The 23,391-nt window shown below is 57.3% G+C and carries 22 protein-coding genes; 6 read left to right on the forward strand and 16 right to left on the reverse strand.

The window, feature by feature from the left end:
• Nucleotides 1-109 precede the first annotated feature (109 nt).
• The 9 genes from L2W48_RS10600 to L2W48_RS10640 all read right to left on the reverse strand — a co-directional run bounded on the left by L2W48_RS10600 (nt 110) and on the right by L2W48_RS10640 (nt 8,922).
• Nucleotides 110-1,516 (reverse strand): rhodanese-like domain-containing protein, encoded by a 1,407-nt coding sequence (locus tag L2W48_RS10600; protein WP_236099893.1) that lies wholly within the window; start codon nt 1,514-1,516, stop codon nt 110-112.
• Nucleotide 1,517: 1 nt separating this feature from the next.
• On the reverse strand, nt 1,518-2,069 hold the full coding sequence (locus L2W48_RS10605; RefSeq protein ID WP_236099894.1) for a hypothetical protein: 552 nt from the start codon (nt 2,067-2,069) through the stop codon (nt 1,518-1,520).
• Nucleotides 2,070-2,348: 279 nt separating this feature from the next.
• Nucleotides 2,349-4,049, reverse strand: a complete 1,701-nt coding sequence (locus tag L2W48_RS10610) for a sensor histidine kinase (RefSeq protein ID WP_236099895.1) — start codon at nt 4,047-4,049, stop codon at nt 2,349-2,351.
• The gene (locus L2W48_RS10615; protein WP_236099896.1) at nt 4,030-4,752 is read right to left on the reverse strand and encodes a response regulator; all 723 of its coding nucleotides are present in this window, start codon (nt 4,750-4,752) and stop codon (nt 4,030-4,032) included. Before L2W48_RS10615 ends, L2W48_RS10610 begins: the two co-directional genes overlap by 20 nt.
• A 19-nt stretch (nt 4,753-4,771) precedes the next feature.
• Nucleotides 4,772-5,497 carry a phosphate signaling complex protein PhoU gene (gene phoU / locus L2W48_RS10620; protein WP_236099897.1) on the reverse strand — a complete coding sequence of 242 codons (726 nt, stop codon included), beginning with the start codon at nt 5,495-5,497 and terminating at the stop codon, nt 4,772-4,774.
• 23 nt (nt 5,498-5,520) lie between these two features.
• Entirely contained in the window at nt 5,521-6,285 is a 765-nt protein-coding gene (gene pstB / locus L2W48_RS10625) for a phosphate ABC transporter ATP-binding protein PstB (RefSeq protein WP_236099898.1), read from the reverse strand.
• Nucleotides 6,286-6,301: 16 nt separating this feature from the next.
• Entirely contained in the window at nt 6,302-7,150 is an 849-nt protein-coding gene (gene pstA, locus L2W48_RS10630) for a phosphate ABC transporter permease PstA (RefSeq protein ID WP_236099899.1), read from the reverse strand.
• Nucleotides 7,147-8,016 (reverse strand): phosphate ABC transporter permease subunit PstC, encoded by an 870-nt coding sequence (pstC, locus tag L2W48_RS10635; protein WP_236099900.1) that lies wholly within the window; start codon nt 8,014-8,016, stop codon nt 7,147-7,149. Before pstC ends, pstA begins: the two co-directional genes overlap by 4 nt.
• Before the next feature lie 96 nt (nt 8,017-8,112).
• Nucleotides 8,113-8,922: a phosphate ABC transporter substrate-binding protein gene (locus L2W48_RS10640; RefSeq protein ID WP_236099901.1), complete on the reverse strand. Its 810-nt coding sequence runs from the start codon at nt 8,920-8,922 to the stop codon at nt 8,113-8,115.
• A gap of 266 nt (nt 8,923-9,188) precedes the next feature.
• Here L2W48_RS10640 and L2W48_RS10645 point away from each other — a divergent pair, with 266 nt between their 5' ends.
• Entirely contained in the window at nt 9,189-11,213 is a 2,025-nt protein-coding gene (locus L2W48_RS10645; protein WP_236099902.1) for an HD domain-containing phosphohydrolase, read from the forward strand.
• Here the strand turns inward: L2W48_RS10645 and L2W48_RS10650 are convergent.
• From L2W48_RS10650 to L2W48_RS10680, 7 genes are all read right to left on the reverse strand, one after another.
• Nucleotides 11,204-12,355, reverse strand: a complete 1,152-nt coding sequence (locus tag L2W48_RS10650) for a YibE/F family protein (protein WP_236099903.1) — start codon at nt 12,353-12,355, stop codon at nt 11,204-11,206. The genes L2W48_RS10645 and L2W48_RS10650 overlap by 10 nt on opposite strands.
• 93 nt (nt 12,356-12,448) lie before the next feature.
• Nucleotides 12,449-13,900, reverse strand: a complete 1,452-nt coding sequence (locus L2W48_RS10655; protein ID WP_236099904.1) for an alkaline phosphatase — start codon at nt 13,898-13,900, stop codon at nt 12,449-12,451.
• A gap of 85 nt (nt 13,901-13,985) precedes the next feature.
• Nucleotides 13,986-14,786 carry a metal ABC transporter permease gene (locus L2W48_RS10660; protein WP_236099905.1) on the reverse strand — a complete coding sequence of 267 codons (801 nt, stop codon included), beginning with the start codon at nt 14,784-14,786 and terminating at the stop codon, nt 13,986-13,988.
• Nucleotides 14,779-15,513: a metal ABC transporter ATP-binding protein gene (locus L2W48_RS10665; protein ID WP_236099906.1), complete on the reverse strand. Its 735-nt coding sequence runs from the start codon at nt 15,511-15,513 to the stop codon at nt 14,779-14,781. Before L2W48_RS10665 ends, L2W48_RS10660 begins: the two co-directional genes overlap by 8 nt.
• The gene (locus L2W48_RS10670) at nt 15,510-16,373 is read right to left on the reverse strand and encodes a metal ABC transporter solute-binding protein, Zn/Mn family (protein ID WP_236099907.1); all 864 of its coding nucleotides are present in this window, start codon (nt 16,371-16,373) and stop codon (nt 15,510-15,512) included. The genes L2W48_RS10665 and L2W48_RS10670 overlap by 4 nt, the downstream gene beginning before the upstream one ends.
• Nucleotides 16,374-16,424: 51 nt before the next feature.
• On the reverse strand, nt 16,425-18,164 hold the full coding sequence (locus L2W48_RS10675) for a methyl-accepting chemotaxis protein (RefSeq protein ID WP_236099908.1): 1,740 nt from the start codon (nt 18,162-18,164) through the stop codon (nt 16,425-16,427).
• A complete protein-coding gene (locus L2W48_RS10680) occupies nt 18,161-18,634 on the reverse strand; it encodes a methylglyoxal synthase (RefSeq protein ID WP_236099909.1) in 474 nt (157 codons plus the stop codon). Before L2W48_RS10680 ends, L2W48_RS10675 begins: the two co-directional genes overlap by 4 nt.
• A 98-nt stretch (nt 18,635-18,732) precedes the next feature.
• Here L2W48_RS10680 and L2W48_RS10685 point away from each other — a divergent pair, with 98 nt between their 5' ends.
• The 5 genes from L2W48_RS10685 to L2W48_RS10705 are packed head-to-tail and all read left to right on the forward strand — an operon-like array spanning nt 18,733 to nt 23,390.
• Nucleotides 18,733-19,944 carry a hypothetical protein gene (locus tag L2W48_RS10685; protein ID WP_236099910.1) on the forward strand — a complete coding sequence of 404 codons (1,212 nt, stop codon included), beginning with the start codon at nt 18,733-18,735 and terminating at the stop codon, nt 19,942-19,944.
• Nucleotides 19,941-21,056, forward strand: coding sequence for a histidinol-phosphate transaminase (gene hisC / locus L2W48_RS10690; RefSeq protein WP_236099911.1), 1,116 nt, complete (start codon nt 19,941-19,943; stop codon nt 21,054-21,056). The genes L2W48_RS10685 and hisC overlap by 4 nt, the downstream gene beginning before the upstream one ends.
• A 16-nt stretch (nt 21,057-21,072) precedes the next feature.
• Nucleotides 21,073-22,053, forward strand: a complete 981-nt coding sequence (locus L2W48_RS10695) for a GNAT family N-acetyltransferase (protein ID WP_236099912.1) — start codon at nt 21,073-21,075, stop codon at nt 22,051-22,053.
• On the forward strand, nt 22,050-23,132 hold the full coding sequence (locus L2W48_RS10700; RefSeq protein WP_236099913.1) for an SGNH/GDSL hydrolase family protein: 1,083 nt from the start codon (nt 22,050-22,052) through the stop codon (nt 23,130-23,132). Before L2W48_RS10695 ends, L2W48_RS10700 begins: the two co-directional genes overlap by 4 nt.
• 18 nt (nt 23,133-23,150) lie before the next feature.
• Nucleotides 23,151-23,390 carry an acyl carrier protein gene (locus L2W48_RS10705; RefSeq protein ID WP_236099914.1) on the forward strand — a complete coding sequence of 80 codons (240 nt, stop codon included), beginning with the start codon at nt 23,151-23,153 and terminating at the stop codon, nt 23,388-23,390.
• The last annotated feature ends 1 nt before the right edge of the window (nt 23,391 follow it).

The raw sequence follows: 23,391 nt of genomic DNA on the forward strand, positions 1-23,391 counted from the left end.
CACACCGCAGGAGATCTACTTCGAAGAGGAAGACCTATAGCAGTCTGACCTAAACTAATCTAGGCTAAAAAATGGTCTTGACAATGGGGTCCACCATAATGATATGACCTCACTTTTTGGAGGTTGTCTTGAAGAAAGAATGTGGCTTTCTTTCGGGAGCATCTTCCGGTAATCCCTTTTCTTTTCTGGGACTGTCTTTTTTCTTGTGCCACTCGTACCAGCCGCCGTCGTAAACTCTTATATTATCCCAACCCATAGCGTAGGCGTAGAAATAGGTTTCGCTGGCTCGCCATCCGGTTCCACAGTGGAAAGAGACAGCTTTATCGGGAGTGATTCCCCATTTCTTCCATCTGTCTGCTATCAATTCGTAGTTAAACATGGTGTTGTCCAGGTTCCGATAGTCTTCCATAGCGTAAGGATCGGATCCGGCATATCCAAACCTGGATTTGGCGATATCTCCAGCTTCTCCTATATAGGTATAGCCGCTTATCTCGCAAAGATATTCGGGCCAGCTTCTTATGGAGGCGATGACGGCATCGGGGTTTTTCACCATGGCAAGCTCTTCGTCGTAATCAATCAAAACCTCGGGGTTTTGAGGAATTTGGACTCCAAAGTTATCAACAGAGGTCCATTCATTTTCGCCTTTTTCCAGCGGTAGGTTTTCAAGCTCCCAAAGAGGCTTGCCACCGTTCAAAAAACGAATATCCTTTACTCCGGCATAATGCATTATCATACCGGCTCTGTAGGCTGCGGTAGTTGCGGCTACGGAGCCGTAGAGAATTACCGTGGTATCTGAGGTAACGCCCATTGCCTCCAATTTTTTCTTTATATCGTCGTCGTTAGGGCGATTCCAAAACTTGAGCTGTTCCGTCATCGGAATGGACTGATAATCGGCTAGGATTCTGACCCCTCTGACGTGGTTGATAGTGTCGTCGACCGTTATGGCGCCGGGGATGTGTCCTCTGAGGAAATCGTCCTTCTCGAAAGGTAGATTAACCTCTACTACGCGAAAATCTCCGCCCTTAAAGGTCTTCGGAGACCGTCCGTTCACGAGTTCCTCGACCCATTCGGGATAGACGAGCCTCTCGTATCGGGCCATCTTTTTCACGGTATGCCCCGATTCGATCCACTTTTCGAGTCCTCCCTCGAGAATCTTGACGTGCTTGAACCCCGCGCCTACGAACAGATCGTAGGCGTCCGATCCTAGGGTGTCGTTACCGTACAGCACGGTGTCCATATCTTTCTTTAATTCCCGTCGGGTCAGTTCGTTGTCCAGTTCCTCGGGGCTTTTCGCCAGGTCGAACCAGCTGAGTGGAAAGTCTTTGGCTCCTTCTATATGGCCGCCCTTGCCTTTCTCGGTGTCCCATCCGATGAACTGATGTTCCGGACGAACGTCCACGAACTGTACCGGTTGGATTTTAGACGCCTCTTTTACCGAAATTAAGGGTAACGAGTCGGCAATAGCTCCTGTGACGGCGAAACAGATCATGGTTATCGATAAAAAGATTTTTATCATTCTAGATCTTATCTCCTTTTTTTATCTTTAAATATAGGGCTGTGAAAATCGAATAGGCTAAATAACATGAAAACATGTAGCTGAAAAAGGATGTCGCTATAGGGCCTGAGAGGTAAAATGCCATTTCGTCCGATAGCCAGCTCCAGTAACCTGTTGATATGCTAAATCCGCCAAAAAAATAGGCCAAAGTCGAACTGATGGGTTTTTGGACTGCGGCAAGGACCATAGCACAGATAAAAGGAGCCCACCAAGATTTTGATTCCCCTTTTAAGAAACAACCGATAAATGCCGCTTCTATGGCTTTAGAGAGCACAAGGTAGCCTATTATGCCGTTTCCCATCCTGAAAGTGCTTGAAATTAGGTTCAAAAAAATGGCCCATATCGCACCTGCTAAAGGTCCGAGGGCAATGGAGAAAAGAGCCGTCCCGGATATGTTGATGTTTATGAATACGGGAAAGCTGAAAAAAATCGGTCCTAAAACGGTCAGCACAGTTAGAGATGCCGAGAGAAACACGATAGCCGATGTGAAAAGAAGCTCTTTATTGTAGGTCATTGAATAACTGGTCTCCCCCCTATCTTAAGAACCATGTTTTGTCATCTCGGCGGATTTAGGATCGAGTCCTTGAGAAAAAACGGTAGTTTGTTCATGGCCCGAGGGGATTATACGTTAGCGTTCTAAAATTCTCAACGAGAATAGTAAATATGCCAATATTTTTGATGTGTTCTTTTGCGAAGCTGTAGGAGTTAGGAAGAACGTGATTTTTTAGAGGTGCTCGTAAATGAGACAGGCCCGGAGAAAATCTCCGGGCCTGTCTCATTTATATGGTTTTATTTATTTCGGGAGGGTCACCTCGAAGGTGGCTCCGTCCACGAATCTGGTCAGATCGATTCTGCCGTCGTGTCCCTCCACTATCCTCTTGGCTATGGCCAGTCCAAGGCCGTATCCTCCCTGTCCCCAGTTCTTTCTGCTTCTGGAGGGATCCCCTCTCTGGAACCGTTCGAAGATGGAGGAGGCCAGGCTTTCCTTTATACCCACTCCGTTGTCGGACACCGTGACCGTCCAGAGGTCTTCGTTCTCTTTCAGCTCCACGACTATCTTCCCGCCCGGTTCGTTTTCGAAGCGTCTTTTGACGTATTTCACGCCGTTGCCTATTAGGTTGCCCAGGGCCCGGTAGAGCTCGTCTCTTCGTCCCACCATTGGGGCCTTTTCTGGGGCTTCCAGAGTTATCTCTACCTCTGAAGCCATGGGGTGGGATCGGTGTTCCGATATCACCTCGGACAGGACCTCGGTAAGGTCGAGGGGCTCTCTTTTTTCCTTGGGAGGTTCGGCTTCCAACCTTGAGAGTAACAGCATGTCGTCCACGAGGGAGGTCAACCGTCTCTGCTGTTCCAGAATGGAGTTGAGGTATCGTTTTCTGGCGTCGACGTCCTCCTCGTCCATGAGGAACTCCGCCGTGACCCCTATGGAGGTCAGAGGGGTCTGGAACTCGTGGCTTGCGTCTGCTATGAAATTACGCCTCGCCAGGTCCAGCCTGTGTTCTTCCGTCATGTCCTGGAAGACCAGCAGTATGCCCGTCTCTATCGATTCGGCAGAAACGGTAAGGAACAGTCCCCTCTCCGGCAGGTCCAGAGTGACTGGGTCGGCTTGTCCGGACTGGGCCACCCTGTCTATCAGAGGGTGGAGGCTGCCGGGAAGGAGTACGCCGGTCTTCAGGTCCAACAGCTCTCTGGCGCAGCGATTTATCATCCTTATGGATTTTTTCCTGTCCAGAAGTATCAGTCCTACCGGCATGGATGCTATCAGGGTCTCCAGGTCGCCTCTTTCATGACGCAGTTCCTCCATGGTCTCGTGAAGCTGCTGGGACATGTCGTCCAAGGCTCCCGACAGGCTTTGAAGCTCCCTGTCTGCCATTATGGGGAACCGGGATTCCCTCCCTGTCGCTATGTCGTCCGCCGCCGCGACTATCCTCTCCAGAGGTCTGAAAAATCGCCTTATCATGAACTGGGCCAGGGCCAAAACGGCGAGGGCCGCCAGTATGGATAGCCCCAACAGTCTTTTGCGCCCTTCAGCCGCGGCCTGGTCCAAGGCGGACAGCCTGTAGGCCAGCCGGACCACCTGTAAGTTCCCGTCTACCGACAGGGCCCTGGCGGAGTAGACCATGGTGGAGTCCAGGCTTCTGCTGTATCTTATCTCCGATCCCGCTCCTGATGAGAAGGCCCTCTTTATCTCCGGTCTGTTGCTGTGGTTGTCCAGTCTCTCGACCGATGCCTCCGTGTCCCTAAGCACCGTGCCGTTTCCGTCTATCAGACTGATCCTGCATTCCAGCTCTTGGGCCAGCTCTTCGAGGTCGAGAGATCCGTCGCTTTCCTCAACCAGCCGGGCTACGAGCCCCGCCTGTCGGGACAGCTCTCGAACCGCCTCGTCGGCGATATGATCTTCCACTATCCGGCTCATCAGCAGCCAGGATCCGAAAAAGGTCAGCAACACCGCGGTCGCTGCGGCCAACAGTGTCTTACCCTTCAGGCTTTTCATTCGATTCCTCCACGATTATCCTGTATCCTCGGCCCCTGAGGGCCGTTATGGTAGGAGCCGAGTCTCCTCCGGCCTGAGCCAGTTTCTTCCTCAACCTTGATATGTGGACGTCCACGGTTCTAGTGTCGCCCCCGTAGACCCCCCATATCAAGGAGAGAAGTCTCTCCCTCGGGACAACCTGTCCCGGCCTCTCAGCCAGGGTTCGGAGCAGCCTGTATTCGGTCAGGCTCAGGTTGATCTCCTCTCCCTTGAACTTGGCTATCTGGCCCTCCAGGTCTATCTCCAGGTCGCCTACCGATACGGTCGGTTTGGTCTGGACGAGCTGGGTGCGTCTTATCAGGGATTTCACCCGGGCCATCAGTTCCACCAGGGAGAAGGGCTTCCGGATGTAGTCGTCGGCGCCCAGTTCTAGCCCCTGTACCAGATCTCGCTCGTCCCGTCTGGCCGTCATCATTATTATGGGGAGAGCCCGACTCTCCGGAGAGGACCTTATCCGTCGACAGACCTCCCAGCCGTCCATGCCGGGGAGCATCAGGTCCAGAAGCACCAGGTCGGGCAGCACGGGATACAGCATGTCCAGGGCGTCGTCTCCGTTGTCGGCGGTCATGACGTCGAAGCCGTATCTCTTCAGAGCCTGGGATACGACGTCCACTATGGAGGATTCGTCCTCCACCAATAAAATTCTCTTGCCCTGTAAGCTCACGGGCCGATCCCTCCTCCGATTATCGCCGTGTTTTTCCGTCTTCGTCTACGATATCGCTTCCCGGCCTGGGACGTCTGTAGCGGCTTGAACGTACGGTATCGCCGGTGCAGATATAGACGACTCTCTCGGCTATGTTGGTCACTCGGTCTCCCGCTCTTTCGAGGGTCCTGGCCACGGTCAACAGCTGGGATGCCTGTTCTATCCGCTCCGGCCGGGCCATCATGAGGAATAACAACTCCCTGAGTATCTGACTCTCCAGGTCGTCCATGTCGTCGTCCATAGGAAAGATAGCCTTGGCCTTCTCGACGTCGCACCGGTCGAAAGCCTCCATGCACTGGTCCAGCATCTGGGAGAACAGCTGGGACATCCTGGGTATGTCTATGAGAGGCTTTATGGGAAGCTGGTTCGACAGGTCCAACGCTACCCTGGCCACGTTGTCGCCGTAGTCGCCTATCCTCTCCATGTCGACGGCCATGTGCATTATGGACAGCACCGTCCTAAGATCCTCTCCCATGGGCTGGAAACGGGCCAGGAACTGGAGACATCTCTGGTCGATGGATCTGGTCAAATCGTCCATCTCGTCGTCTTTTCGGACGACCTCCAACGCCGCGTCCCGATCCCTTTCCTTGAGAGCCCACACCGCCCTGTTGAGCGATTCCCTCGCCAGGGCCGCCAGGTGGAGTGTTTCCCTCTTCAGGGATCCGAGTTCTTCCTCTATGTGGTTTCTCGAGTCTATGTTCATCATATCAGATAGCCTCCCCGACGGGTCTAGCCGAACCGTCCAGTTATGTAATCGCCGGTTTTCTTGTCCTCAGGCGAGGTGAAGATCTTCTCCGTGGGGCCGTATTCCACCAGGTCGCCCATCAGGAAGAAGGCCGTGTCGTCCGATATCCTGGCCGCCTGCTGCATGTTGTGGGTCACTATTACCACGGTGTATCTTTCCCTGAGCTGGCGGCAGAGTTCCTCTATGCGGGCCGTCGCCATAGGGTCCAGGGCCGAGGTCGGTTCGTCCATAAGGACCACCTCCGGCTCGGTGGCTATGGTCCTGGCTATGCAGAGCCTCTGCTGCTGTCCCCCTGACAGGCCGTTGGCCGGGGAGTGGAGTTTCTCCTTCACCTCGTCCCATAGGGCCGCCCCTCTCAGGCTCGATTCCACTATACCGTCCAAACGGTCTCGGTCCTTTATGCCGTGGATCCTGGGACCGAAGGCGATGTTGTCGTATATGGACATGGGAAATGGGTTGGGTTTCTGAAAGACCATTCCCACTTTTTTCCGTAGCTCTATAACGTCCGTTCCCTGGGAGTAGATGTCCTCTCCGTCGACCAGCACGGTCCCCTTGACCGATGCGCTGGGGATGAAGTCGTTCATCCTGTTAAGGCATCGCAGGAAGGTGCTTTTCCCGCATCCCGAGGGACCTATGAAGGCGGTCACGGAGTTCGCGTTTATGGACATGGATATGTCCTTCAAAGTATGAGCCGTTCCGTAGTGCAGGTTCAGATTTTTTATCTCTATCGCGGTATCCCTTCCGGTCATTGCCTTCACCTCTGAGTTATCGTCTGTTCCGGCGTAGCCGGGCCCTGAGGATTATCCCCAGGGAGCTTACTCCCATGACCAGGAGAATCAGCACCAGCACGGTTCCGTACTGTATGGGCCTGGTCTGCTCTATGTGGGTCCCGGCGGTTGCAAGGACCATTATGTGGTAGGGGAGGGCCATGACCTCGTCGAAGAGGCTCGTCGCCACCTTGGGGGTGAAGAACGCCGCCCCGGTGAAGATTATCGGTGCCGTCTCTCCCGCCACTCTTCCGACGCTGAGTATCGCCCCGGTCAGTATGGTTGGAAGGGCCGCCGGGAGCACCACCTTCCGGACTGTCTGCCACTTGTTGGCCCCCAGGGCGTAGGAGGCTAGCCTGAAGTCCTGAGGCACAGCCAGAAGAGCGGTCTCCGATGCCGTCACTATAAGGGGTAACGACAGACAGGCCAGTGTAAGCCCCGCCGACAGGAGGGAGGACCCGAAGTTGAGGAACACCACGAACAGAGAGAGGCCGAACAGACCGTATACCACCGAGGGGACCCCGGCCAGACATCTGACGCAAAGCCTGAGCGCCGTGGTAAACGGCCCCTCCGTGGCGTATTCGGCGAAGAATATCCCGGTGACGACTCCGACGGGAATGGCGAAGACCATTGAGACGATCACCAGCTGTAGCGTTCCTATTATGGGGGTGCTTATACCGCCCTTGGTCATGTTGTCCCTGGGAGGTTTGGTGATGAACTCCCAGCTCATGGACTCCGCCCCGTTGGTCATCAGGTAGGCCAGTATGGACAGCAGGCCCAGCACCAGAAGGGCCGCCGAGGTCCAGAGCAGTATGGATGCTCCTCTGTCCACCAGTTTTCTGCTCATGCCATCCAGCGCTCCTTTCCTTTTTTCTCTATCCACATGGAGATCAGGTTGATTCCAAGGGTCATTACCAACAGCAGAAGTCCGGCGAAGAACAGGGCGTGGTAGTGGGCGGAACCTACCGGGGTCTCTCCCATCTCCGCCGCTATGGCCGAGGTCAGAGGCCTTACCGGATCGAATATCGATATGGGAACCAATGCGGCTCCCCCTGCCGCCATCAGCACCACCATGGTTTCTCCCAGACCTCTCATTATCCCAAGCAGCGATGCGCTGAGAAGCCCCGGAAGGGCGGCGGGCAGGACTACCTTTCGGATCGTCTCCCATCTGGTGGCTCCCAGGGCGTAACAGGCGTCTCGCAGTTCTCTCGGCACGGCCTGAAGGCTTTCCTCCGCCAGGGAGGCCACTATGGGAACTATCATGGCCCCCATGAGCAGAGACGCGTTGAATAGGTTCAGTCCCGAGAGGAGGTCGAACCTCTCCTGAAGCCATGGGGCCAGTACCACCATGCCCAGGAATCCCAGGACTATGGACGGCAGGAAGCCCAGAAGTTCCAGCGCCGGTTTGAGTATCTCCCTGAACCAGGACGGAGCTACCTCGGACAGGAATATGGCTATGAGGAAACTGAAGGGGACTGCCATAACGGCGGACAGCAGCGTCACTGTCATGGATCCTACGATCAGAGGCGCCATCCCCAGAGCCGGAGGTTCCTCGGTGGGGTACCAATCGAAGCCCAGCAGTAGTTCCTTGAGGGAGACCTCTCTCAAGGTGGGTATCCCTTCCTGGAGGAGGAAGTAGATCAGGAAGAGTATTATGAAAAGGCTTACGCTAGCCGTAAGGGTGATCAGCCACCCCGGAATTCTTTCGTCCATCGACAAAACCTCTCGTGTTCTGGATATACTCCAGCCCGCCGCCATCTCGGGCGGCGGGCTGGAGTTCCTGGTATCCTAGTTTTCTCTGAATCCGTATCAGCGAAGAGGGATGTAGCCGGTGTTGCCTACGATCTCCTGTCCGGCGTCGCTGAGGACGAAGTTGATGAACTTGAGGGTGTCGCCGGTGGGCCATCCTTTGGTGAACATGTAAAGGTAGCGGGAGACGGGGTAATCTCCGTCCAGGACGGACTTGACCTTTCCCTCGACTCCTCCGACGGTCAGGGAGTTGACCGACTTGTCCAGGTATCCGAGGCCGATGTAGCCTATGGCCAGCTTATTCTTGGCGACGGTCTGAACCATGGCTCCGTTGGAGGCCACCACAAGGGCTCTCTGGGTCACTCTGTCTTTGTTCATGATCTTCTCTTCCCAGACCTCGTAGGTGCCCGAGCTGGTGTCACGTCCCACTACTGCGATCCTGGCGTCGGCTCCTCCGACTTCCTTCCAGTTGGTTATCTCGCCTTTATAGATTTTCTTGAGCTGCTCGATGGAAAGGTCCTTGATCTGGTTGGAGGGGTGCACCACCGGGATCAGAGCGTCCATGGCCACTGCGAAGGGTACGGGGTAGGTGCCGTTTTCCACCGCCGCCTTGACCTCTTTGTTCTTGATGAATCGAGATGCGTTGGCCACGTCGGTGGTTCCGTCGATTATTGCCTTGATGCCGTTGCCGCTTCCTCCGCCGGACACGGTTATTGCTACGTCCGAATTGCTCTCCATAAACTTCTCCGCCGCGGACTGAGCTATGGGAAGTACGGTGGTGGAGCCCTTGATTACCAGGTCGCCGGCGAAAGCCGATCCGACCAGAGACAGAGTTGCCGCCAGTGCCAGTGCGATAGCCGATTTTTTCATCTTATACGGATCCTCCTTGGATGATCTAGCGAGGGTACCTTCCCCTCGGTCTGTGACGTCAGTATAGGGCGGCTGTGTAACGGACTTATGTATTTGAGGTAACGATAAGGTAAAAGAGATGGCCCTCGGCAGGGGTGAAGATACGAACTTGAACGGCATGAACTTACGGAAGAGTTTCGTTGCTTCTTTGGGTATCGAGGCCCTTTTGCATCGTGTTTCTTACCCCTATAATTGAATGTAAAGTTATAAAAGAGGAGGTCGACCCCTTGGCCGAGGACATGCATTCTTCGCTGCTTCTTCAATCTCCCATACCGATATTGGTCCTGTCCAGAGAGCTGAAGGTCGTTCTGGCGAATCGGGCCTTCCTGGACATGTCCGGCTACGACGAGTCGGAGGTGCTTGGCGCCGTTCCTCCCTACCCCTGGTGGGGCCACGGAGAAGAGGATGTTCCTGTCCCGACCGTAGAGGATCAGAAGGTCCTTTACATGAAAGGCGTGTCCAGGCTGGAGAGACGATATGTGGGAAAAGGCGGCTCGTCCATATGGATCGAGCTCAGCGTTACCCCCATAACCGGGATCGACGGCATAAGATCTTACCTGTTGTCCATGGTTGACGTTACCGACAGAAGGGTATCGGACTCCGATATCAAGGACGGAGACGACCCTAGGCTGGAGGCCCTGGAGAGGGCCTACGCCGCACTTCAACAGGAGCTGGCGGAACGATCCGAGTGGGAGGAACGACTGGAGCTGGAGGTCGCCAGGAGAACCGAGGAGCTGGAGAAGAGCAAGAGCTTCTGGGAGGCTCTGTTTCAGGAGTCGCCGGAGGGGATCGCCTTTTTGGACGACCGGGACAGAATAATCCAGGTCAACGGGTCCTTCTGCCGTATGTTTCTGTGCGAAGCCGATTCGGTGCGGGGGACGGCCATAAACGACATAGTCGGAAAGGCTCCGGGAATACAGATAGACGCCGAGAGAATGACCAGAAAGCTCTTCAGCGGTGAGGCCTTCGTGTACGATACATACCGAACCAGGACCGACGGTACCGTGGTGCCTGTGTCCATCCACGCATCTCCCTTTCGTTTCGGGAATAAGACCTTCGCCTACTGTGGTTACAGAGATATAACGGAGAGAAAACGGGACGAGGAGAGGCTAAGGTATCACTCTACCCTACAGAACCTGCTCTCCAGGGTATCCTATCGTTTCGTTTTTCCCTCGAACGATATAGACGGCGCTCTGAGACAGGCTCTCGAGGACTTCGGGTCCTTTTTCAGGGCGTCCCACTGTAACCTAATACAGTTCGGTCCCGATGGAGAGGTCGTAAGGTCCATTTGGTGGCATGGAATTCCTATGGCTCCCGGTTGGGACCATTTTACGGAGAACTTTTCGTCCCGAGATATCCCCTGGCTTTGGAATCGCCTCCACGAGGACGACGTCGTTATGATAGCGAACGAAGATGCCATTCCCGCCAGGGCCTGTATGGAGCGAAGGTTGTTCGATCTCCTGGGTGGAGGAGAGGTCTACGTTTATCCCCTTTTTATCCGTGGTGAGCTAAGCGGCATGATTTCTCTTATACGATCCGAAAGGGACGACTCCGGTTCGGACAAAACCACCGACTTCTATGTCTTCAGCAGCATAATATCCGCCGCCCTGGAGCGTCACGAAGGGGAACGGTCCATAAAGGCCAACTACGAAGTTCTCCATCGGACTTTCGAGAGCAGCATAAAGACCATGGGGGAGATGTTGGCCGTCAGGGATCCCTACACGGCCCGGCATCAGAGAAACGTGGCGGTGCTGTCCGACATGATCTCCGAAAGGCTGGGCATGGACGAAGAGAGAAGAAAGGGATTGAGGATAGCGGCTTTGGTCCACGATCTTGGAAAGATAAGGGTTCCGGCGGAGATACTGAACAAGCCGGGACAGCTTTCCGATCTGGAGTTCGAGATAATAAAGGAACATCCCCAGTTGGGGGAGGAGATCCTCTCTAACATCGAGTTCCCCTGGCCGGTGGCTACGATAGTTTCGCAGCATCACGAGAGGCTCGACGGTTCCGGATATCCCAGGCATCTCGGTGGCGGCGAGATACTTCTCGAAGCCCGGATACTGGCCGTCGCCGACGTGGTTGAGGCCATGACCTCCCACCGTCCCTATCGGGCCGGACTGGGGCTGTCGGCGGCTCTGGACGAGATAAGGCGGGGTCGCGGATCTCTCTACGACCCCGACGCGGTTGGAGCCTGTCTGGACGTTCTCGAGGGAAGATCCGATCTGGACGATCTCTTCGCGGATCAGATCTGATCCGTTCGGGACTGGACGAAGGCCCCTGTGAGGGCGGTCAGAGGGGCCACCGTGACCAGGCCGAAACTTCCCACCATCGTGTGGAGTATCTCCGCCGCAACGTAGTTGACGTTCAATATGTTGGACATCGGTATTCCCTGGGCCATGAAAACCATCATCATCGTCAGGTATCCCCCCGAGTAGGCCAGCAGCAGGGTGGTGGTCATGGTTCCTATGACGGCTCTTCCCACCTTGAGCCCCGACTTGAAGAGCTTCCATCGGTCTATATCGGGCCTGTGCTCCTTGACCTCCGCCACGGCGGCGGATATGTCCATCGCCAGGTCCATGACTGCCCCCGATGAGGCCAGGAAGATCCCGGCCAGAAAGATCCTCGTCAGGTCCAGATGGGGATAGCCGGAATAAAGCAGCATCTCCGAGAAGGGCCTCACAGCTCCGTGGATCCCGAAGGGTCCGGAAAAGACTTCCGCCAGAATACAGGTGAGCCCCAGTCCCGCCATGGCGCCGATCCAGGCGGTGGCCCCTCTGCGGTCGAAGCCGGCCACCAGAAATACTATGGCGAATGTCAGTGCCGATACCACCCCGAAGGCCACGAAAACCGGGTCCCATCCCTTGAGGAACAGGGGAATCATGACCTTCCAGATCATGAGGGCCGAGAAGAGGAAGGACACCATGGCCTTCACTCCGGTGAAACCTCCCACCACCGCCAGAGTGGCCGCGAATAGCAGCAGCAGCAGTGCCTCCACTCCCAGCCTGTATTTCCCCGAAGCGTGTACGCCTACGATCTCGTCGTCGACGGTGGTGACGTCCAGAAGCACCCTGTCCCCCGGGGCGTAGAAGCTGTCCAGCTCGAGCATGCCGCTCAGTACGTTGCTTCCCTCCACGGTCCGGTCCTCGAAGGGGCCTTCCTCTATCTTCACTGTCAGTCCCTGGTCTCCGGTCTTGATTATGCCGCACTGCACCACCGTGGAGTTGTCGACGGCGATCACCCTGCCCTTGTGGTGTCCCACGTTTCCGTCCAGCTTGTCCTCGAAGCCGGTGGGCATAGTCCAGAGGGCTGCACACATAAGCGATACCATTGCGGTGAAGGCCAGGTCTTTCGCCGATGTGCCGTCCAGAAACCACCGGTAGAAATGTCTCAGCATGTTGTTTGCTCCTCTCGTGTTTTCTCCATAAGTAAAGGGAGGGACGAGCCATTCAGGCTCGTCCCTCCTCGTTCAGGGGGGAAGAAAAGGGGCTTAGAGGCCCATGGCGGATGTCATCTTGTGGAACACGTCGGTGTTGTCGTAGTAACCGTTGAAGGTCTCCTGTCCGATTCCGACGGCGCTTACAGGAACCGGTACTCCTGTGTGGGCGTAGCTGGTCCAAGCCAGACCGGCCCTGCGGTTGAGAAGATGGGTCAGGGCTATGGAGAAGGGCTCGTAGCCTCCGTAGAGGAGGTAGGTCTCCTGGTCCTCGGACCTCTTCTTGGATCCCTTCATGCTCTCGGCGAAGGCCTGCTTGAGGGATGCCAGTTCCGAGCCGGTTACGGCGTCCTGTCCCTTCAGGCTGAGGCCGAAGGCCTTTTCCACCTGGGGGAAGAAGGCCTCCAGAGATCCCTTGCCTTCGGTGGATTTTCTATAGTCGGCCAGGACGAGGTCGAACGCCTCGTAGGACATCTTCTGTCCGTCCAGCTTGCCGAAGAAGGTGTCGTACTTGGTTCCTGCGAAACCTATGGTGAGACCTCCGGTCTCGTGGTCTCCGGTCACCACCACCAGGGTTTCCTCGGGGTGATCGTTGTAGAAGTCGAGGGCTACCTTGACCGCTTCGTCGAAGGCTATGGTGTCGCCTATGGAGGAGACCGCGTCGTTGGCGTGGCAGGCCCAGTCTATCTTGCCGCCCTCGACCATCATGAAGAAGCCTTCGGGATTGTCCAGGAGCTCTATGCCCTTGGCGGTGAAGTCGGCCAGGGAGATGGACCGGTCCGTCTCGTCCACGGCGTAGGGCATGGCCTTGCCGGACCACAACACGGGGTTGATCGCCACGATCTTTCCGTCCTCTTTGGAAAGTTTCCGGAAGTCCTCGGTTGTCTCGGTTACCCTGTAGCCCGCCTTCTCTATGATTCCCATGACGTCGGGCTGATCTCCCTTGGGGCCCTTGGGTTTCTTGAAACCGCCTCCGGCGAAGTACTCGAAGCCGCTTTCGGGAAGCTGACAGGCCAGATCGTAGTAGTCGTTGCGGGACTCGTTGTGTGAATAGAAACAGGCGGGGGTGGCGTGTTCTATGGACACGGACGACACTATTCCGACCTTCATACCCCTCTTATGGGCCATCTCTGCGATGGTCTCGTGGGACTCCGTGCCGGTGGGGTTCATGGCTATGACCCCCGATTTGGTCTTGTTCCCCGTGGCCAGAGCCGTCCCTGCCGCCGCCGAGTCGGTTATGATCGAGTTGGTCGAGTAGGTGGTGCAGAACCCCTGGGCGGGAAGGGTGCTCATGGCCAGCTTGATTATTCCCGGTCTGGCGTCCTTCCCGGCCATGGAGGCCAGGTATATCTCCGCCGCGTTTCTCTGGGGCATGGCCATGCCGTCGCCTATCATCAAAAAGACGTACTTTGCCCTATCGGCCCAGGCTCCTCCCGCCAGGACCGTCACCATGACCGTCGCAAGGACGAACTTAGCTAAAAAGCGTCTCCCTCTCGTAAATATCACCGCGAATCACCTCTGAAAAAGAATGGGAACGGCCTCCTAGGAGGTCGTCCCCATTCTGTTCTCTCGACGTAACGACAGAGTTCCCTCAGCGTAACGATTTCATTCCATATGCCGCAAGGCAGCTCAGAGCGGCTATGAGGACTATGGCGGCCCCGGCGGTGACGTCGAACCGCACGGACAACCACAGTCCGGCCATGCAGAAAGTTCCCGCCGCCAGGGTGGATCGGATCATCATCGACGCCAGTGACCGGGAGCCCTTCTCGGTCAGAGCGGAGGGTATGGTGAAAAGGGCTATGACCAGTATCAGACCGACCACCCTTATAACCGCCACCACCGCCAGGGAGGTCAGGACCGTCAGGATCCAGTCCAGCTTGCCGACCGGGATGCCTCTGGTGGCGGCGTAGGTCTCGTCGAAGAGAAAGGCCTCGATGGAGGAATAGCGAAAGATCGTCAGTCCGATAGACGCCAGGGCCAGGCAGGCCATAACAGCCAGGTCCGAGGAGGACACGGTCAATATGCTGCCGAAGAGGTAGCTGGTCAGCTCGGTTCCGTATCCCGGGGTCAGGTCTGTGAAGATTATCCCCACCGCCATTCCCACCGCCCAGAGGATCCCCATGATCGAGTCGGATCTGTCCGGGGCCTTCCTGTTCAAATAGGTGGCGATTCCGGCCAGTATCAGGGCGGCGCCGTAGACCCCCGCCCTTGGTGGCCATCCCATGAACCAGGCCAGGCCGAGTCCGCCGTATGCGCCGTGGGCCACCCCTCCGGTGGTCATCACCGAACGCCTAATGACTGTGATGGGTCCCAGTATTCCCGATATAAGGCTGGCCAGGACCGCCGCCGCCAGGGCGTTTCTCATAAACTCGTATTGCAGAAGATCAACCATGGCGATGCTCTTCCAGCACTCTGTGGGGAAGGCCGTGCCCTATTATCTCCACCGGACAGGAACAGCTGGCCTTGAAAAATAGCTCCTCGGTCAGCTCCCCTCCGTCGTGGTAGTAGATGCTTCGGTCCACGCAGGCCACCGCGGAGGCGCAGGCGGGAATTATCGAGTAGTCGTGGCTTACCACTACGACCGTTCGTCCCTCTGCCACGTCGTTGAGGCTGTCGAAGATGGATTTTCTGGCGTCAGGATCGACGCTGGCAAGAGGTTCGTCCAAAAGCAGCAGCTTGGGCTCGCTGGCCAGTGCTCTGGCTATGAGGGTTCTCTGTCTCTGCCCCTGGGACAGGGACCCTACCGGTCTGTCCGAAAGGGGCACCAGGTCCATGGCTTCCATGGCCCGGTCGACCGAGTCGTTTCCTCCGGATCGGGCTCCCAGTCTGCCCATGGAGACCACCCTTCTTACCGTTACAGGCATGGAAAGGCCCTTCTCCACGTCCTGAGGGACGTAGCCCACCTCGGAGGTTCTGCCCGGAGGTTTGCCCAATACGTCGATTCTACCCTCCGACGGGGAGAGAAGCCCGAGCATAAGCCGGAGGAGGGTGGACTTGCCTCCTCCGTTGGGGCCGATCACCACCAGAAACTCCCCGGCTGGTACGGAGAAGGAGGCCCGATCGAAGATCGGGGCTCCCTCGTATCCGAACGAGACTCGGTCGAACTCTACGGAGTTCACCGCAGGGCCTTCCTGAGAGCCTTGGCGACCTTGCGGAGGTTGAAGTCCCAGTCTTCCGCAAGGGGGTCCATAGGGGCGACCTGCCCTCCGATAGTCTCTGCCAGAGTCTTGGCCGCGGCGGTGGAGAACTGAGGCTGTACGAATATAGTGTCTATTTTCTCATCCTTAGCCAGCTCTACCAGTCGTCCCAGTTCCGCCGGCTTGGGCTCCTTGCCCTCCAGCTCCACCGCTCTCTGTCTGAGTCCGTAGGCCCTGGCGAAGTAACCCCAAGACGGGTGGAACACCATGAAGGACCTCCCCTTCAGGGGGGCGAGTTCCTGGGCCAGGTGGCGGTCCAGATCCGCCAGCTCTGCGGCGAACTTTATGTAGTTGCTCATATAGACGTCGCTTCGAGGGGGGTCCGCCTCGGCCATGGCCATGGCGATGGATCTGACCTGGAGCATTACCTCCGGCGGGGAGAGCCATATGTGGGGGTCCAGGGCTCCGTGGCCGTGATCGTCGTGGTGGTCGGCTCCCTCTATGGGGTAGAGCTTGATTCCCTGGTAGGTGGGGACCTCCTCGAGATCCGGCAGGGCCGCCAGCAGCCTGTCCTTCTGGGCTCTCTCGAAGGGAACACCGATCGTGAACCAGAGTGAACAGCTGGACAGCTCGGCCATCTGGGAGGGCTTGGGCTCGTAGGTTGCAGGGCTTGCCCCTTTGGGAACCACGGTGGTCACGTCCACGTAGCTTCCCCCGATCTTCTCGACGAAGAATTTCTGAGGCAGTATGCTCACCGCCACGTGCAGATTAGGACTTGCCAAGGCCGCTCCGGCGGTCAGACATAGGATCGCCGTCAGGGACCATAGAAAAAATTTTCTCATAGGTTGTATCTCTCCTTTCCCGATGGTGCAGCCTTTAAGTATAAGAAGGTGCTAACTTTTTTGCAAGTCCTTTCCGAACCAGCGGCGTTCCAGTTCGTCTCGCTTTTCCTTTACCACTTTGGCTATAAGGTCATACAGATCCGAGGAGGTCGTCAGAGGCATGACCACCCCGTAGTTTTCCCGGTCCATCTGGGATCCCACCATGACGAGAGATGGGTCGTTAGATCCGTATTGGAGGAAGACCGGCGTCTCGACTATGGCGCCGTCGGCCTCGCCTGCTTTCACCGCCTGGAAGATGTCGTCCCAATTGTCCTTCTCGATGATTCTGCCGTCGGGGAATAGTTCCCGGGCCAGGTCGGATCCGGTGAGTCCTCCGTGAACCGCCAGGGTCTTGCCCCTGAGGTCTCTCAGATGGGTCAGTTCTCTGTCAGAGGTGGATACGGCGCACTGGCCGCTGGCGAAGGAAAGGGGCGAGAACAGGACCTTTTCGCCTCTTTCTACCGTCTTGGTCACGGCGGATGCCATGATGTGGACGGCCTTTCCCCAGAGGCCTCGGTTCAGTATCCCCGACCTGGTTCCGGCCTCGCCGTTTCCCTGGGGAACCGGCACTATCTCCAGTGGTACGCCTATCCTCTCCGCTATTGCGCGGGACAGATCGACGTCGAATCCCTTAGGGCTGCCGTGCAGGTCGAAGTGGAACAGGCCGTAGTCGGTGTCCAGCATGGCCACCTTGAGCCTTCCGTCGTCCAATATCGATCTCACCGAAGGATATCCATCTAGGGAGAGTTCCTCTCTCTCCAGGTCTCGGGCGATGGGGCTCAGCTCCGTGGTCCTCTTCTCCAGGCACCTCATTATGACCCGTTGTTCTCCTATGGCGGCGGCGAGAGACTCGACCCTGACCGATTCCTGGGTCACTACCGATGCGGTTTCCTGGAGGGACGCCACGAAGTTCTCAACTCCTTCGGCTTGGTCGTTCACGTTGGAGGACGCGGTTTCCAGGCTGTTTTGCACCTTAACCAGATCGTCCAGCATGGACTCCAGGTTGAGTCTGCTCTCTCTGGCCTGTTTTCCAGCCTCCGACACGGATCGATCCGCCTCGGAGATCCTTTCCTGTCCCCTTTGGGCCAGTTCCTCTATGGAGTGGGCCAGATCGCCGATCTGCTTGGCAGCCAGGGAGGATTCCTCCGCCAGCTTTCTAACTTCCTCGGCTACGACGGCGAAGCCTCTTCCGTGTTCTCCCGCCCTGGCGGCCTCTATGGCGGCGTTGAGGGCCAACAGGTTGGTCTGGGTGGCGACCCCTGCTATGACGTTTACGAAACGGCCTATGTCTCCGCTGACGGAGACCATCTTCTCTATAGCCTCGCCCAGCGCCCTGGCGGTCGTATCGACCCTTTCGTTGGCCTTCTCCGTGTCGACGGCGAGATCCCTGTTCTTCTCCGCCTTCTCCCTTACGGAGGCGCCTCCTTGGGCTATCTCCTTCAGTATCTCGGCGGAGCCGTGATGCAGTTCGCCTATTTTCGTTACCTCTTCGCTAAGTCGTCCCGTTATGCGGTCCAGCTCGCAGAGGGACTCGGCTATTCCGTCGGCGTGTTCTCCCACTTTGTCCATGGAACCGCTGCCGTCGGAGACCAGGGCCTCCAGGTCCTCCGAGAGGCCCTGAGCTCTTATGGAGAGGGATAGCCTCTCTATGGATCGGTCGTCTTCGGCGGGGCTGTGTGCCGTCTCGATCGATGGGCGTCTTGCCTCCGATTTTCCGAAGAGACTTAGCGGCATGAGTCCTCCTCTTTTCATCGTTCTTCCTCCTTCAGGTATTCCTCTATGACAGCCTCGTTTCTCGCCTGCTGATGGGCGTCGAAATCCCTGTGTTCGTTGTCGTATGGCAGGGATATCAGAGGCGAGGAGAATAGGAAGTCCGCCGAGGCCATGTTGCAGGCCATGGGGATGTTGTATAAGGTCGCTATGCGCAGCAGTGCCTTTATGTCCGAATCGTGGGCCTGGGTGTTGAGCGGGTCCCACAGAAAAACGATGGCGTCCAGCCTCTCGCAGGCTATTCTGGCTCCGAGCTGCTGATCTCCTCCGAGAGGTCCCGATTTCAGCTTGTCTATCGGAAGACCCAACGCCGCCTCCAGAAGGGCTCCGGTCGTTCCGGTGGAGCATAGCCGATGAGCCGCCAGCTGCTCCCTGTGTCTTTTAGCCCATCGTATCAGGTCCTTTTTCCTGCTGTCGTGGGCCACTAGGGCGAGTTTCTTGACTGCTTCCAAGGGTATCCCCTCCTATATAGGTGATATTCCATCGATATTGTACCTCCATGAGGTTATAATCGTGAAGATTGGTGCTTAAGTCGGGAGGTGTTTTTTTCATGGAACGAGAGGTGTCAGTTTCTGTTCCATTCGAGATCGCCATGATTCCAGTGGCGACCTCCGTGGTGGAAAGGTCCTCCGAGGCCTTCGGCCTGGACCGTAGAGGACAGCTGGGACTCGCCCTGGCGGCGGAGGAAATTCTGGCGTTTGCCGGTTCCTCCGGAGGGGGAGGAACCATGGAGGTGGTCTGTTCCGACAGAGGAGTCTCCATAAGGGTGGAATGCAGGGTCCCTCGGGAAAAGCTTCCCCTGGAGGCCTTCAACATGACCTCTAGAGCGGACGATCCGGACAGGATGGGTCTGGTTCTGGCGGCGAGATCGGCTCACCGGATGGAGGTTTCCCTGGAGAAGGGGAATCTGGCGGTCATATCCTTCGAGAGGGAGAGGGAGTACAGGGAGATCTCGGCGGAACCCCTCTATCCCGATCAAGACGAGTCGATGGATATAGGGATTCCCAGGCCGGACGAATGGCCTCATCTGGCGGCCCAGGTGGAGGAGCGTTACGGTTGCGGCGGAGATCTCAAAAAGGCGGGACTTATGGCCCGCTCCCTGGAGCTGGGCCTTATAGGGGCTCTGGTGGCCCGTTCCCCTAGAGGACGGCTGGGAGGACTCGTACTCTGGAGGCCTATGGGTAGGGTCATAGAGCTCAGAGGGCCGTTTTGTTTCTCGCCGGTGGGCAGAGAGCTGGTCGAGGAGGCTTTGAAGGTCCTGGGCAAGAGCGACGCCATGGGTATAGTGGTCGACCGGCCTGTTTCCGATGTGCCCGAGGGGTATTTCGAGCCTCTGTCCTCGTCGGGAGGGGTTCTTTTTCGACAGCTCAGGGAGGACAACGGCGCCCTTATCTGGGTGCCGAACGATCTTCGTCCCTTCGTGGAGGACGCCGTGGACCGTCTGGAGCTCCCGCGGGATATCCGTTCGGCGGAGCGACGGGAAGGACTGGACGAAAAGTCTCTCCTGGCCGTCTCCACCGAGGTGGACGGCTCGGCGGTGATAGAGCCTCTTTTGGCCGGTAACGACGTCGGTGAAAACCTCCTGGCCCATCTCGACGCCCTGATCGAGAGGGGCGTTCGGTCCGTATCTTTCCACCTGGATCTGGGACGGCCCGACTTCGCCTATATGGCCCAAAGCGCACTGGAGGCGGGTTTCGTTCCCAAGGTGCTGATCCCCTGGGGAGGCAGGGGAGACCTGCTCGTTATGGAGGGGTTGAGGTGAGGGTTCCCTTTCCCCCTCTGGATCGATTGGTGCCGGATCACGTCAGGGGATTCGAGGCCTATATACCCAGTCGTCCCGACGACGTCCTATGTCGTCTGTATCGTTGCGAGAGGCTCCACAGGCTAAACAACAACGAAAATCCGCTGGGCCCTCCCGAGGCGGCGAGGAAAGTGTTGGACGACTGGCCCCCTTCGGATGCCTCGATCTATCCCAGCGGCGACGCCTATCACCTCCGCTGCCGTCTGGGAGAGAGGCTGGGGCTGGATCCGGACTGTTTCATCGTGGGCAACGGCGCCAACGAGGTGATAGCCTTCGTCATCAAGGCCTTCTGTCAGGAGGGGGACAATATCGTCACGGTCGACAGGACCTTCGCCGTCTACGAGTGGGTGGCCCAGTTCTCCGGCTTCGAGGCGAGGGTGCTTCCGCTTAAGGACGATCGTTTCGACGGCGAGGCCATGCTCGCTGCGATGGACGAGAGGACCAAGGTCCTCTTCCTGTGTAATCCCAACAATCCCACCGGGACCTACTGGTCCGAGGACGAGCTCAGGTCCTTTCTGGACAGGGTGAACGGCCGGTGCATAGTCGTGGTGGACGAGGCCTACATGGAGTTCGTCGAGGCATCCGACTTTCCCAGGACAGTCTCCATGCTGGACGATTACCCCAACCTGGTGGTGTTTCGCACCTTCTCCAAGATGTACGGTCTGGCCGGACTCCGCATCGGCTATCTGTTCGGCGACAGGAGGGTGGTGGACGATATCCGGAGGACCTGCGTGGTCTACTCGGTGAACGGTCCGGCCCAGGTGGCGGCTATAGCTGCCCTGTCCGACGACGGACCCCATATAGAGGCCACCAGAAAGATGTGTCGCGAGGCCCGGGAATATCTACTGGAGGAACTGGCCGACATGGGGCTACCCCACACCGCGAGGGAGGGTAACTTCGCCGTTGCGTCCCTTCCCATGAGCGATACCCTGGCATACAGAAAACTGATGCGGAGGGGTATAATGATACGTTCCATGACGGGCTTTCGGGCTCCCAATCAGATAAGGGTAACCCTTTCGACCTTGCCTGTGATGGAGGAGTTTGTGAAGGCTTTAAGGGGGATAATAACTTGACGAGGAGGTGTATGGCTTGTCGGATAGACCGGAGATAAGAATAAGACGACTGGAAAAGAGCTCGGCCGGAGAGGTTCCGAATCTCTACAGGGCCATATACGGCGACGATTTCCCGGCACCGGTGGTCTACGATTCCGAGGCGATTCTCAAGGCCGACAGAGAGGGCGATCAGGTTACTTTGCTGGCCTTTTCCGGGGGTCGGGTGATCGGACAGGCAGTCGCGTCCAGGTCCGCATGGAACCCCGGCCTCTACGAGCTCATGGGGCTCATGGTTCTGCCCGAGTTCAGGTCCTCTCCTGCGGCTTCTATGCTTGCGAAGGCTATCACAGACGAGATTTTGCCCTCTCTGGGATGGGAGGCCCGCTATACCGAGAGCACCACGGCACATGACCGTTCTCAGAGGATCGATCTTCGAATGGGGCACCGTCACTGCGCTTTGGCTCTGGATCTTCTTCCCGGAAGGGCCTACGGTCACGACGAGCTGTTCTCCGTCTCCGGCAGGGTGAGCTGTGTCATGAGCTTCATGGAGAGACCGGGGCTCCCTCCTTTCGAATCGGTTTTACCCATCGGATATGCCTCGGCTATCGAGGCATTGGCCGAGGGTTTCCCCAGGACGTTCCGACGGGACGACTGTTTCCCGAAAGGGGAAGCCTGCCTCAGGTCTGCCGTTTTTCCTGTAGCCGGAGTGGCTTACACCACTGTGACCGATTTGGGCGAAAACCTGGCCGACAAGATGGAGGAATCTCTGGAGGAGATGGGAGATCTGGACGCGATCATGTTGCAGATGCCCCTCCTCCCGGGTATCGACCGATCGGTGGAGGTCGTTCGAGAGATGGGATTTCGCCTGGGGGGCTATCTTCCACGATGGTTCCAGGGGGCGGACGGCATTCTGCTTCAGAGAACCGGCGAGCCTAAGTGGGAGGAGATAAAGGTGCTCCCACCGCGGGGCACGATGTTGATGGATCTGGTCAGATCCGACCGGGAGGGATCGCTTTGATAGGCACTCTCTGTTCCGCCGGGGCGATGGTCACGGTCACGGCGGAGATACTTTCCCGATATTCCTACAGACACCGTTACGGCATACCCTACAGACCCAGGATCTACGGCGACTACAGATACAGGGATTTCGTCGTGAAGGACGACGGACCTCTGAACAGCAGGCTTCTGAGGGGATACCGTTCACGATGCGTCTCCATAAACCGTTGGGGCCTGAGAGGGCCTGAACCCCTGGAGGGCAGAAAAAAGCTGGTCGTCATAGGCGAATCGGAGATCTTCGGCGTGAAGCTCTCTCGGGAGGACATGGTCTGGCGCAAGGTGCTGCAGAACTCGTTGGACCGGAGTCGTCCGGGACGGTGGGAGGTCATAAACGGCGGCCATCCGGGCTACTCGTCGGAGCAGCATCGGCTTTTGTGGGATGGCGAGCTGATCGAGTCGATTCGACCGGACGTGGTGTTGTTGCGCTTCGGAGGCAACGACCTGTCCATGGCCTACGCCATGGGGCGGAGGTGGAACAGGGAAAGTCGCTGGCCTATAAAATTTCTATGGGGCATGAACTCCGCCCAGACACCTCTTCAGATTGCCATGATGCACAGCTGTCTCTATTATCAGGGGAAGGGGCGGGATTTCTACAGGAGGGCCTTCGGAGACGTCCTCAAGACCTTCCCCGAGGAGAAGCGGAACGAGGCCCTGGCGGTGGTCATGGACAATCACCGAAAAATCCTGAAGATAGCCGAGGCGTCGGGAGCCAAGGTGGCGGTCCTATCCGCCGCCGGATTGGAGCAGTGTCTCAGGGACGGGGAGGACAAGGGGCCTCTCGATGCCCTCAACGAAAACTGGAGGGCCTTCTCCGAGGGGTACGGTCCCACCCTGGACATATGCCAGGACCTCCTGAGGGACGATTTTTGTTCCGATGCCGGAATCCCTTTTTTGGACCTGAGGGAGCACCTTTCCCGGAGGGAGGATCTGGGAACGCTTTATTTCGACGGGGTCCACTGGAACGACAGGGGACACGCCGCCGTCGCGGAATACATGGAAAAGGCCCTGGAAGACCTGGGATGGCTCGACCTGGACCGTTGAATAAGGAGGAAAAAAGAGATGAGCAGAGCGGATATAGAGCTTAAGGTACGTCAGGCTGTGGCCACCGAGCTGGGCATGTCGGTGGAGGACATCCCGGCGGACGGCGATCTGGAGGCCCTCGGGGCCGATTCGATGAACGTGGTGGACATAGTGATGGAGCTGGAGGACGCCTACGGCCTCGAGGTTCCCGAGGAGGCCATGGAGGCGGTCAAACTTGTATCGGACCTAACCAACTACGTGGCGGCCCGGGTTTCGTGAT

Source organism: Dethiosulfovibrio russensis (genome assembly GCF_021568855.1).
GTDB lineage: Bacteria > Synergistota > Synergistia > Synergistales > Dethiosulfovibrionaceae > Dethiosulfovibrio > Dethiosulfovibrio russensis.